Origin of the sequence: Kitasatospora sp. NPDC059827, from assembly GCF_042731675.1 — a bacterium.
Taxonomy (GTDB): Bacteria; Actinomycetota; Actinomycetes; order Streptomycetales; family Streptomycetaceae; genus Kitasatospora.
On the sequence record NZ_JBHWIV010000142.1, the window covers coordinates 1 to 11,865 of the forward strand.

11 protein-coding genes are annotated in these 11,865 nt (G+C 74.9%); 5 read left to right on the forward strand and 6 right to left on the reverse strand.

What is annotated here, in order from left to right; all coding sequences use genetic code 11:
• Window positions 1-172: 172 nt before the first annotated feature.
• A complete protein-coding gene (locus ACFV8H_RS40165) occupies window positions 173-919 on the reverse strand; it encodes a YcnI family protein (protein WP_380409553.1) in 747 nt (248 codons plus the stop codon).
• Between the two features lie 201 nt (window positions 920-1,120).
• Window positions 1,121-1,996, reverse strand: coding sequence for a hypothetical protein (locus ACFV8H_RS40170; protein WP_380409555.1), 876 nt, complete (start codon window positions 1,994-1,996; stop codon window positions 1,121-1,123).
• A 363-nt stretch (window positions 1,997-2,359) separates the two neighbouring features.
• On the opposite strand from ACFV8H_RS40170, the gene ACFV8H_RS40175 reads away from it, so the two are divergent.
• Window positions 2,360-4,408 carry a glycosyltransferase gene (locus ACFV8H_RS40175; protein ID WP_380409557.1) on the forward strand — a complete coding sequence of 683 codons (2,049 nt, stop codon included), beginning with the start codon at window positions 2,360-2,362 and terminating at the stop codon, window positions 4,406-4,408.
• Window positions 4,409-4,415: 7 nt separating this feature from the next.
• Window positions 4,416-5,174 carry a polysaccharide deacetylase family protein gene (locus ACFV8H_RS40180; protein WP_380409559.1) on the forward strand — a complete coding sequence of 253 codons (759 nt, stop codon included), beginning with the start codon at window positions 4,416-4,418 and terminating at the stop codon, window positions 5,172-5,174.
• Window positions 5,175-5,243: 69 nt separating this feature from the next.
• On the opposite strand, the gene ACFV8H_RS40185 is transcribed toward ACFV8H_RS40180, so the two are convergent.
• The gene (locus tag ACFV8H_RS40185; RefSeq protein ID WP_380409560.1) at window positions 5,244-5,720 is read right to left on the reverse strand and encodes a MarR family transcriptional regulator; all 477 of its coding nucleotides are present in this window, start codon (window positions 5,718-5,720) and stop codon (window positions 5,244-5,246) included.
• 428 nt (window positions 5,721-6,148) lie between these two features.
• Between ACFV8H_RS40185 and ACFV8H_RS40190 the strand changes: the two genes are divergently transcribed.
• Window positions 6,149-7,657 carry a tyrosinase family protein gene (locus tag ACFV8H_RS40190; RefSeq protein ID WP_380409562.1) on the forward strand — a complete coding sequence of 503 codons (1,509 nt, stop codon included), beginning with the start codon at window positions 6,149-6,151 and terminating at the stop codon, window positions 7,655-7,657.
• 42 nt (window positions 7,658-7,699) lie between these two features.
• On the opposite strand, the gene ACFV8H_RS40195 is transcribed toward ACFV8H_RS40190, so the two are convergent.
• Window positions 7,700-8,026: a hypothetical protein gene (locus ACFV8H_RS40195; protein WP_380409563.1), complete on the reverse strand. Its 327-nt coding sequence runs from the start codon at window positions 8,024-8,026 to the stop codon at window positions 7,700-7,702.
• 88 nt (window positions 8,027-8,114) lie between these two features.
• Window positions 8,115-8,513, reverse strand: coding sequence for a VOC family protein (locus ACFV8H_RS40200; protein ID WP_380409565.1), 399 nt, complete (start codon window positions 8,511-8,513; stop codon window positions 8,115-8,117).
• Window positions 8,514-8,619: 106 nt separating this feature from the next.
• Between ACFV8H_RS40200 and ACFV8H_RS40205 the strand changes: the two genes are divergently transcribed.
• Window positions 8,620-9,657, forward strand: coding sequence for a helix-turn-helix transcriptional regulator (locus tag ACFV8H_RS40205; protein WP_380409567.1), 1,038 nt, complete (start codon window positions 8,620-8,622; stop codon window positions 9,655-9,657).
• A gap of 197 nt (window positions 9,658-9,854) precedes the next feature.
• On the opposite strand, the gene ACFV8H_RS40210 is transcribed toward ACFV8H_RS40205, so the two are convergent.
• Window positions 9,855-11,057, reverse strand: a complete 1,203-nt coding sequence (locus ACFV8H_RS40210; protein ID WP_380409568.1) for an Ig-like domain repeat protein — start codon at window positions 11,055-11,057, stop codon at window positions 9,855-9,857.
• Between the two features lie 141 nt (window positions 11,058-11,198).
• On the opposite strand from ACFV8H_RS40210, the gene ACFV8H_RS40215 reads away from it, so the two are divergent.
• On the forward strand, window positions 11,199-11,774 hold the full coding sequence (locus tag ACFV8H_RS40215) for a hypothetical protein (RefSeq protein WP_380409570.1): 576 nt from the start codon (window positions 11,199-11,201) through the stop codon (window positions 11,772-11,774).
• Window positions 11,775-11,865: the final 91 nt, after the last annotated feature.

Sequence of the window (11,865 nt, forward strand, 5' to 3'; positions counted from 1 at the left end):
GGAGCCCAATGCAGCGCATTGGCGACCGACGACAACGCGGCGAGGTGCGCTTGTGCCCTGGGGGTACCTCCCGGCCGAAGGCTGGGGGAGCGTCGGCCCGCAGGCGGGAGTTTGAAGACGGGCCCTGGAGCCGGACCGGTGCGGCAGGAGAGCGCCGCACCGGCCCGGGGGCTCACGCCGAGGTGCCCGTGCGGCCGCGGCGGCCGAGCAGCACGCCCGCCGCCGCAGCGAGGACGCCGAGGACGCCGACCACGATGCCGGCGATGCCGAGACCGCGGGCGGTGGAGTCGCTGGCGTCGGCCTTCGCCGCCGCCGCCGCCGTCGCCGTCGCCGTCGTCGTCGGCGCTGCCGTCGCACCGCCCGTCGGCGCCGGGGTCGCGGCGCCCGCGCTGTCCCCGTCGGCGGCCGCGGCCGTCAGGTGCAGCACCGGGGCCGGGTTCTTCGGCTCCGGCTGTCCGGCCTGGGGCTCCTCGATCCAGCGCACCACATTGCCGTCGCTGTACGTCTGGAGGGCCTTGAAGACGACCTGGTCGGTGCCCTCGGGCAGCGCGCCGAGCTCGACGGTGAAGTCCTGGTAGTGGCCGGGGGCGATCTGGCCGCCGCTCCAGATCACCTGGGAGACCACGTCGGTGACGTCCCCGTCGTCGGTGTGGATCGGGGTGGTGAGCTTGGTCGTGGTGATCTTGTCGGTCCAGCCGGGCACCGGCGCGACCAGGGCGGACGGGACGGGGTGGTCGGTCGGGAAGTCGATCTCCACCTTGACGGTGCTCTTGGTGTCGTCCTCGTTCGGCACCCGGAAGGCGAAGGTCCGGTCGGTGGCGTTCTTCGGGACGCTGGACGGGTCCACGATGACGTGCGCGGAGGCCGTGGTGGCGGCGGCCAGGACGGTCGCGGCCGCCAGGGCGGCAACGGCGGTCACGCGGGTCAAGGGAGTCGGGCGGGTCAGGCTGGAAGGTCGCATGATGCGGTCGTTCTCCAGAGGAGGGCACGCGTGGCCGCGCACGGGCGGGCGGCGGGCCGGTGTCCGAACCGGGCCGTCGTCGCCGCCGTACGGGAGGTCGCGTGCGGTGGGTGATCGGGGGCGGGAGGACGGCCGGGCCCGGGAGCGTCCCCGCTCCGGTCACGCCGTCGCAAGCCCTGGCGGGCCGCGCCTGATCACCACGTGGCGCAGGAAGGCCGAGCACGCCCGGCCCGAGCGGTCGGCGCCCGCGGCCCGGCGCAGCGCGCGCCCGGGGGCGTTCAGCCCGTCCTGCAGGGCCGTGAACAGGGCCAGCACGCCTCGGAGTTGAGCCGCGCAGGCCCGCCCGGTGGCCTCGGCGGCGCGGGCCGCGAGCCGGACCAGCGCCCACACCGCCGCCTCGCCCCGGCGTAGCCACCAGCCGGCGGCGAGGGTCGCGCCCAGGTGCGCCAGGAGCATCGCGGGGCTCAGCCCGACGAGCGTCGCATGGCACCAGAAGCCGAGGTGGGTCGCCGCCACGGCGGTGTGGTGGGCGGTGCCCGCGCCCGCACTCGCCGTGACGTGCGTCATGGCGGCGCCCCGGCGCCCGGCCATCCCCGGCATGCCGCTCATCCCGGGCATGCCCGCCATGTCCGGCATCCCACCCATGTCCGGCACTCCGGCCGTCCCGGCCGCACCGCCGATGCCGCCCCGCGCCGTCCCCGACTGCCCGGCCCCGGACCCGGCAGCGGGCCCGGTCCCGGCAACGGCACCGGCCGCGTGGAACAACAGGTGCAGGCCCGCCTGGCCGCCCAGCAGAGCGCCGACGATCGCCCGGGCCGAACGCTCCCGCCGCGCACCGAGCACAGCGAACGCCGCGACCAGCACCCACCCGAGCAGCAGCACGCCGGGCGACAGCCGGTCCCCCGAGGCCAGCACGTGCCCGGCGGCGGACAGCACGAGGCAGACCGTCGCGAAGGGCAGGGCCCGCAGCACGCGAAGGTCGAGGGCGGCGGCGCGCACCGGCAGCGGTGCGGGCCCGGCGTCGAGGTCGGTCATGGCGGCGCCATCATGGCACGGGATCCCTGTGCCCCGTCGGGGTCTCCCCTGATTCGTCCCCGATCCGGCGCCCGGCGGCGTTTCGGCCCACCCCGCCCCGGCTACCACAGCCGTACGACCCGTCCGGGAAACCGGGCCGCAGGCCTTCATCGCGGCACGCCGGAGGGGTAGTTGAGCTTAAGCGGATCTTCAGCAAGCCCCTGTCATCCTGACCGTGCCGCGGTTCGCCGCGGCCCCAGCCGCCGCTCGTCGCACCAGGCGGCTTCCCCCGCGCCCCGGCCGCGTCCGGGCACCGGATCGTGCCCGGACGGGCACCGGAAGCCACCCGCCCCTGCCCCGTCACCGCCAGAGGATCGGCCGACCGTGTCGCAACTCCCGCACCTCCACGAGGCATCGGCGCACCACGCCGACGCGTCCCGCCCGTCCGCGCCCGCCGCCGGGCGCGTCGTCATCGTCTCCGCGAGCGTGGGCGCCGGGCACGACGGCGCCGCCGACCAACTCGCCCTGCGCCTGGCCGGGTCGGGCCACACCGTCGACCGCTGGGACTTCCTGGACCTGGTCCCCGCCGGGCTCGGACCGCTGGTCTCGGAGTGCTACCGGCGGCTGCTGACCGTCGCCCCCTCCGCCTACCAGCGGATCTACTCCAGCACCGAGTCCACCGGCCGGCCGGGCGCGCTGATCCGGCTGATCCAGCGCAGCACCCACCGCAAGCTGCTGCGCGCGCTGCCGCCGGACACCCGCGCGGTGGTGGCCACCTACCCGATCGCCGGGCAGGTGCTCGGCACCCTGCGCAGCCGGGGCCGGCTGGCGGTGCCCGCCGCGGTCTACCTGACCGACTTCTCCGTGCACCCGCTCTGGGTGGCGCCCGGCGTCGACCTCCACCTGGCGACCCATCCCGTCCCCGCCGAGCAGGCGCGTGCGCACGGGGCCGAGCGGGTCGCGGTCGCGGGCCCGGTGGTCGACCCCCGGTTCACCCCGACCACGGAGACCCTGCGCACGGCCGCCCGGGCCCGGTTCGGGCTGCCGCCGGGCGCACCGCTGGCCCTGCTGGTGGCCGGTTCCTGGGGGGTGGGCGAGGTGGCGAGGGTGGCCGCCGAGGTGCGGGCCACCGGGGCGGCGGTGCCGGTCGTGGTGTGCGGGAAGAACCGGGCCCTGGCGGAGCGGCTGCGGGCGGACGGCGTCGAGCACGCCTTCGGCTGGGTCGAGGACATGCCCGGGCTGATGCACGCCTGCGACGTGCTGGTGCAGAACGCCGGGGGCCTGACCTCGCTGGAGGCGTTCGCCGGCGGGCTGCCGGTGGTCAGCTACCGCTGCATACCCGGGCACGGCCTGACCAACGCGGCCGCGCTCGACCAGGCGGGCCTGGCCCCGTGGGTCCGCGACCCGGCGGACCTCGCGGCCGTCCTCACCGCCATGGTCGACGGGCCCACCGGGCGCCGGTACCGGGAGGCGGGGCTGGCGCTGCACCGCGACGCGTCCGGCCCGGCGGAGGCCATCGCGGCCATCGCGGCCGGTTCCTCCGGCGCTGTACGGGCCGCCGGTGGCTCTCCCGCCGTACCGAGTTCCGGCTCCGCCCCCGCCCTCCCGGACTCCGCCTCCTCCCCCGCCCTACCGGCCGACGCCGCGCCCCCGGTGCACGCCGGACCGCCACCGCTGATCCCCGCGCAACGCCGCCGCCCCGACCGGGCAGCCACCCCCACCCGCGCATCCGCTCCCACCCCACGCCGTCCCGACCACCGTCCCGACCACCGTCCCGAGCGCCGTCCCGACCGCCGCCCGGGTCGCCGCGTCGGCCTCGCGGTCGCGGCGCTCAGCGCGACCGCCTGGCTGTCCACCGCCGGCACCCAACTCGCCGTCGCCTACGGCGGATTCGACGCCGTCGACGCCGGCCGCACCGGCCGGGCCTTCCTCGTGGTGCACCCGCCGCACGGCGGGCACCTCGACGACGCCACCCTGCGCGCCCTGTCGGCCGTGCAGGCCGCCGTCTCGGTCGACACGGACGAGGCCGCCGCCGACCCGGCCGAGGTCCGCCGCTTCGCGGCCGCCGGGCTCACCCTGGTCAACGCCGGCTACGGCCCGCCCTACCAGAGCGGGATCGTCACCCGCCGCGACTCCGTCGAGGCCGGGGCCGACGCCCTGCGCTCCGCCACCGGCGCGAGCAGCTCCTTCTTCCTCTCCAGCCGGGACGTGGACGCCCTCGACCTCGGCCTGGCCGCCTACCACCGCGAGCACCTGGTCGTCCCGGACCTCCGGATCGCCTGCGGCAGCGCCGTCACCCCGCAGCTGAGACCCGGCCAGATCGTCCTGGTCGAGTGCGGCGGCGCCGATCCGGCGGAGCTCACCACGACCATGAACCGTCTGCTCACCTCCCACCGCCCGCCGCGCCTCGGCGCGCTGACCTCCCTTTCCTGAGGCCCCCATGAAGCCCCGCGCGCTCCCGCTGCTCGGCGCCGCCGCTGCCACCGCCGCCGTCGCCGCCACCGCCCTCCACGCGGCTCCCGTGCTCTCCACCTACGGGCCGCTGCGCAACCGGCTGCTGCCCCGGCTCGCCGGGACCGGCCGCCCCGACCACGTGGCCCTCACCTTCGACGACGGCCCGGACCCGTCCTCCACGCCCGCCTTCCTGGCCGTGCTCCAGGAGCGCGGGGTGCACGCCACCTTCTTCCTGCTCGGCTCGATGGCAGTCCGCGCGCCCGCGCTGGTGCGGGAGATCGCCGACGCCGGGCACGAGATCGCCGTGCACGGCTGGGCGCACCGCCCGCTGCTGCTGCGCGGGCCGCGCGCCACCTACGAGGACCTGCGCCGGGCCCGCGACACCGTCGCCGACCTCACCGGCACCGCGCCGCACTGGTTCCGGCCCCCGTACGGCGTCATGAGCGCGAGCGCCCACCTCGCGGCCCGCCGGCTCGGCCTGACCCCGGTGCTGTGGACGAGCTGGGGCGAGGACTGGACCGGCCGCGCCACCCCGGACACCGTCCACCGCACCGTCACCGCGGACCTCTACGGCGGCGGCACCGTCCTGCTGCACGACTCGGACTGCACCTCGGCCCCCGAGGCCTGGCGCTCCGCCCTCGGCGCCCTGCCCCGGCTGCTCGACCACTGCGCCACCCGGGGCTGGCAGGTCGGCCCGCTCCGCGAGCACGGGGTCGGAGCCGGGCCCGGAGGCGGCGCGGCCTGAACTCGACCGAGGACGGAACCCGGCGCGTCAACCGACGACGGAACCCGGCGCGACAGCGGCCCCGGCGCGTCAGCCCGAAACGGACTGCGGCCCGGCCGCGATGCGGGCCGCCCTGGCGCACACCCGCCGCAGCAGCGCGTTCAGTTCGGTGCGCTGGCCCTTCGTCAGCGGGGCCAGCAGGTCCTCCTGGACGGTGGCGGCGTCGCCGTGCAGCCCCTCCAGGGCGGCCTCGCCCGCGGCGGTGAGGGTCACCACCTCGTGGCGGCCGTTGACCTGGACGACCATCGACTGCACCAGCGCGGCGGCCAGCAGTTCGTCGAGCGCCCGGGACACCTCCGCCTCCGGCAGGCGCAGCCGGGCGGCGAGGTCGGGCCGGGCGTGCGCGCCCTGCCGGGACAGCGCCGCGAGCACCGACAGGTGGGTCTGGCCCATCCCCCGGGCCCGCCAGCGGTCCGCCAGCAGGCCGTCCGCCGCCCGGCCGGCCGCGGACAGCAGGTAGACCGTCTGCTCGAAGGGACTCGACGATCCCTTCCGCCCGTCGTACACGTGCCATCCAATCGCTGGGAGAGGGCTGCACCACCTCCGGTCCGGGCCCCGGAGTGCCGACGCCCATGCCCGCGCCGGGCCGAGTCGTACCGACGGTGAGCGGTACGGAACGCGCGGAGGGCGCGAGGACCACGGGCACGCGGTGCTGCGGACGGGCGGGAGCAGCCACACCCTACCCACGGTCGGCGGCTCCGGTCTACATCGATGTCGTCGAACCACGAGGTCACCGGCCCCGCACCGCGCCCCCGGACCGGGTCACGCTCTGACGGCCGGTCGACGTATCTCCGCACGCGGGCACGTGTCGGTCGTACAGGGACCTTCCGGGCTCCCGCATACTCGCGATCGCTGTTCGAAGGCGCCCGCACCGCGCCCGGCAGCCGACCCGAGCACCCGACCCGAGCACCCGACCCGAGCCCGCCGGAGGACCCGTGACCACACCCCCGACCACCCCCGACCCCGATCCGGTCGTCGCGGCGCCGACGTACCTGGCGGACATCCGCACCTACTTCCGCCCCGAGGACGTGGCCCACATGGCCACCAAGGGCATCGACCTCGGCACCTACGACGGGGTGAAGCAGAACGCCCTCACGATCTTCGCCCACACCTCGCCGCCCAACGCGGGCATGCCCCCGGACGCGGCGGGCAAGTGGAGCGCCAACCGCTCGCAGACCTTCAAGAACTGGATCGTCAACGGCTTCCCGCTCGGCACCTCGACACCGGTCACGACGCCGCCCGGCGGGGCGGCCCCGGCCCGGCTGCGCAAGGACGTCACCACGCTCACCGACGCCGAATTCGCGCTCCTGACAACGGCGTTCAACGGCGTCATGGCCCGCTCCAGCACCGCACCGGACGGCTACTTCACCCTGGCCGGGCAGCACGGGCTCCCGAAGGCCTGGTGCCTGCACCACGAGCCCCGCTTCAACCCCTGGCACCGCGTCTACCTGCGCGAGTTCGAGGACGCGCTGCGCTCCGTCCCGGGCTGCCAGGACGTGACGCTCCCCTACTGGGACATCTCCACCCCGCTGCCGGACCGCCTGCAGCACCCGCCGTTCGACCAGTACGTCCTGCCGGCCGATCCCGGCGCCACCGCGACGCCGCCGGTCACCGGGCTCTTCCCGTACACGACCAAGCGCTACCCGGTCGCCGACATCACGGCGAACGTGACGAGCTTCGGGGTCCTCGACGACATCGCCACGTCGATGGCCCAGTCCCTCTGGGGCGCGTCCGACATCAACGGCTACCAGAAGTTCTCGATCCAGGCCCACGACAGCGGCCACGGATCGGTCGGGCCGACGATGGGCGTCCAGGAGGTCTCCGCCTTCGACCCGGTCTTCTGGTTCTTCCACTGCAACATCGACCGGCTGTGGCTGCGCTGGCAGCACCTCAACACCGCGACCACCCTGGCCGGGTTCCGCACCACCCTCGCCGGCGGGGACGACAGCTGGCTCACCGACCCGAGCTTCAACCCACTGCCGCCGTTCACCGCGACCGCCGACCAGACCATCGCCACCGACATCGGGTACGACCGGCTGGACCTGCCCCCCGCCCCCGCGGAGACCGTCATGGAGAACCTCTCCGGCAGCATCGACGCCGCCCGCACCTTCTCCTTCCGCAGCGCCGACCCGGTCTCGGTGCGGGTGAAGGGCATCAACCGGCTGAACATCCCGGGGTCGTTCGTCGTCAGCCTGCTCGCCGACGGCGAGCCGGTCGCGAAGCGGTTCTTCTTCCAGCCGAACAACCCGCGCCAGTGTGAGACGTGCGCCAAGCACGCCACCGTCAACATCGACTTCCGGCTGACGAGGGAGCAGGTCCTGGACCGCACCCTGAGCGTCCGGATCGACGTCCCCGGCCACTCCGAGAAGATCGGCACTGCCTTCCCCCTCGCCCAGGCCGGCAACCCCACCGTCAACGCCCGCCTCCTGGTCGGCGAGGCGTAACCCGCGGCCCCTCCTGTCGCTCTCCCCCGATCGCCCGATCGCTCAGACGAAGGCGATGACGAGCAGGACGGCCGCCACCAGCAGCGCGACCGTCAACGCCGACGTCCCGCTGCGGCTGCCTGGGCCGCCGGAGGTGACGGCGGCCCAGGAGACGGCGGGGACCGCCACCGTGAGCGCGATCGCCAGCCACCTCACGGTGCCCATCGGGACCCCGGCGACCTCGGCCCCGAAGACGGTCGTGAACATCACCAGCAGCCAGGCCGTCGCCGTCAGCAGCGCCCAGGCCGCCCGGGCGGTCCACCGCTCGACCGGGTCGGCCGCACGGAAGTTGCTGCGGGTCATCGTCAGGATCCGGGTCCAGTTCGTCACCGGAACATTCTGTCGAACCGGACTCGCGCGGGCCAGGGGCGGGTCTCCTCGGGCAGCGGCCTCAGCAGCGTCAGCGGGCTCAGCGGGCTCAGCGGGCGAACTTCTGCCGCGCCGCCGGGGTGACGGGGGTGAAGAAGTTGACCAGGTTGCCGTCGGGGTCGCGGAACAGCAGTGACCGGTTGCCCCAGGGCATCGTGGTGGGACCGGCGACGACCTCGGTGAGGACGGCGGTCAGGTTGCGGTGGACGCGGTCCACGTCGTCGACCAGGAACTCGGTGATCACGCTGTGGTTGTCCGCCGGGCGGGCCGAACCGGGGGCGAACAGCGGGACGGTACGGGTGCCGGCGATCGCGAGGGTGGCCCCGCCGATCCCCAGTTCGGCGAACTCCTCGGTGGCCCACACCGCCCGCACTCCGGTCACCTGCTCGTAGAAGGCGACGAGGCGGGCGACGTCGGCGGTGATGACGCGGATCGAGACGAAGTCCATGGGGATCTCCTTGGCTGAACCTGAAACGGGACTCGGGAACCTGCACGTCGCAGGCTAGGCGGGATACCAGACAGAATCGGTCCTCTATTCCGCCTAGGCTTCGACCATGCCCCGACCCACCGCCCGCGTACTGACCCTGCTGGAGCTGCTGCAGTCCGGCGGCACCCGGACCGTCGCCGAACTCGCCGACCGGCTCGGCGTCCAGGGGCGCACCGTGCGGCGGTACGTGGACCAGCTGAGCGAGCTGGGCATCCCGGTGGAGTCGGTGCGCGGCCGCTACGGCGGGTACCGGCTCGCCCCCGGGTACCGGCTGCCCCCGCTGATGCTCGGCGAGGACGAGGCGCTGGCCGTCCTGCTCGGCCTGCTCGCCGGCCGCCGCACGGGCCTGAGCACGGCGGAGCGCACGGCGGGCGAGACCGCGGCGGCGAAGATCCGCCGGGTACTGCCCAAGCACCTCGCCCGCCGGCTCGACGCGCTCCTGGACGCCCTCGCCTTCACGGACCGGCCCGGCGAGTTCGCCACCCCGGACGCCGAGGTCCTGCTCACCCTCGCCGACGCCGTCCGCCACCGCCGACCGGTCTCCCTCCGCCACACCGGCCGCGACGGGCGCCGCACCGAGCGCACCCTGCACGCGTACGGGATCGTCGCCCACGCGGGCCGGTGGTACGTCACGGGCCGCGACGCCCTGCTCGACGAGGACCGGACCTTCCGCCTCGACCGGATCGCGGACGCCCGCACCCTGCCCGGCTCCTTCGACGTGCCCGACGGCCCGGATCCGGCGGAGCGCGTGCTGTCGGCGTTCGCCACGGCCGACTACCGGTACGAGGTGACGGTCCGGATCCACGGGACGGTCGGGCAGATCCGCGCCGCACTCCCGGCGAGCGTCGCGCGCCTGGTGGACGACGCTGCTGAGGGCGTCGCTCTCCAGGACGACGCGACGGTCGAACGCTGGCGGACGGTCGAGCTGCGGGTGGAGCGGCTCGACTGGCTGCCCGCCGTACTCGCCTCACTGGACCGGCCGTTCGCCATCGAGCGGCCCGACGAACTACGCGCCCTCGTCGCCGCCCTGGCCGACCGCCTCGCCTCGTACGCCCGTGGCCAAGCCACCGAACACACCACCGAACACGCCACCGGACACGCCTGAGCCACGCGGGCCAGCAGCCGACGAGGCCGAGCTGCCGGGCGGCGCCGCTGCGCCAGCCGCTCCCTCGTCTCCTGCCAGGCGGCCCGCTCCTCGGCCAGGGTGCCCCACCACCAGGTGAACGGGGAGGTCGCGGAGTCCAGTTCCTCCCGCCACCGGTGGAGGCAGGGTCTGCCTTCGGTGCTGCGGCGGCGTTCCGATCAGGGGCTCACCGTCACGGTGATGGTCTCGGGGTCGGCGGCGTTGTCCTGGTACACCGAGTCGCCGCTGTAGACGGCGGTGATGGTGTGGGTGCCTGCGGTGCGGAAGGCGGTGACCGTCCCGCCGGCGGCGCACCTGCCGAGGGAGAGGAACAGGCGTCCCGTACCGAGGGTCGTCCCGGTGGTGGTGTCGGTGAACGTGACGGTTCCGGTGGGCCTGGTCGTGGAGCCCGCGCCGGGGCAGACGGTGTCGCTGAGCACGACCGGGGAGCCGATCCGGGTGGTCTGGGGAATCGCGGTCATGGTCGTGGTGACCGGCTTGCCCACGGTGTAGCTGATGATCACCTGGCCGTTGTGGTTCGCCGTCCCGATCGTCGAGGCCGCGTAGGACGTCCCGGTGCCCGACGGGGTCGCGAAGCTGCTCCCGCCACCACCACCGCCACCGCTCGCCAGGGTGCCGGTTCTGTTGACGGCAGCGCTGCCGCCGCCCCCGCCGGCGAAGTACCCGCCGCCCCCGCCACCGCCCGCACCGGTGGCAGTGGCGGCACAGCCGCCGTCGATCGCCCCGCCGGTGCCGCCGGTGCCGATCGCGGTACCGACGAACCCGCTTCCCGGCGCACCCGTCGTGGCGTGACAGAACGCGACGGTGCCGGCCGCCCCGCCCGGACCACCCGTGTTCGTGCTGGTGCTGCCGCCGCCCCCACCCTGCCCCGGCGCGGCTCCAGGGCCGGTCGCGCTTCCCGCGGTACCGCCGGTGGCGTCGGGTGTCGTCCCGCCGTTGCCCCCGTTGCCACCCTTCAAGCTTCCTCCGGTACCCCCGGCGGCACCGCCGCCCCCGGCGACCACCAGGAAGGAACCCACGCTGACGCTGGACGCCCCGCCCCCACCCGGCCCTTCCGCCCGGAAACCGGTGACCGGGATGCCCCCACCCGGAGCGCCGCCGTTGAACCCGCCGGCACCCCCCGCCCCCGTACCGTTGCAGCCCTTGCCGCCCGCGCCGCCGACGTTGACGGTGACCGTCGTCGGGGCGGTGGTCTGCGGGAGAGTGGTGACGACCCGCGCCCCCGTCCCGCCCGTCCCCGTGACGGAACAGGAGGTGCCGGTGTTGTCGCCGCCACCCGCGCCGTCGGCGGTGATCGTGACCACCGCCTGCGCCGGGATGGTGAGGCTCTGCGAGCCGCCGGTGAAGGCGAAGGTGACCACCGGGTCAGCTCCCCGGGTCCCCACCCGGGTGGTGGCCGACGCGGACCCCGTTGCCGCAGCCGTCGCGGGGATCACCCCGGTACCGGCCAGCGCCACGCACACCCCTGCCACCACCCCGGCCCGCCACCACCGCGCACGAACGTGGACGCCCGCCTCTCCGACGACGACGGGATGTCCTGGGGCGTGCTGTCCGATCACTGGTGTCTCCCGATGTGCTGGCTGGAGGTGAGGCTTCGGGTGCTGGATCACGCGACCCGCGCAGTGGTGACATCCCTGCTCCGGAGCGCGATCACCCGGCCCAGCGTGACGACCGGTCGGCCCTCGTGCCCCGATTGCTCCGACAGCGGCGTGCCACACACCATCACACCGGGCGGCACCCCTCCGGAGCTCTTGCCGGTGGTGTTCGCAGAATTCCACCGCGTGCTGGCCCCAGGCGGCCATCTGCTCATCGCCTCCAAGGCAGGTGACGAACACCGACGCCTGGAGAACGCATACGGGCACGAGCTCTCCCTCGACGTCTACTGGGTGCCTCCCGACCGCATCTCCGAGCTGCTGAGCCAAACCGGACTGGCGGTGGATGCCCGCCTGATCCGCGAGCCCAACGAGAGCGAGAGGCCCCAACAGGGCCAGCAGGCCTACCTCCTGGCCCGAAAGCCGGGGCAGCCGACAACGCCGCGTGAGACGAACCCGCCGATCTGCTCCGGCGACAACATCTAGTGTCCTGAGTCCTTGATCCGTCGTTAGTCAGTGCATGGGACGTCCTGGGCCGAGGCTGGCCGAGCTGGTGTTGTCGGATCACGAGCGGCAG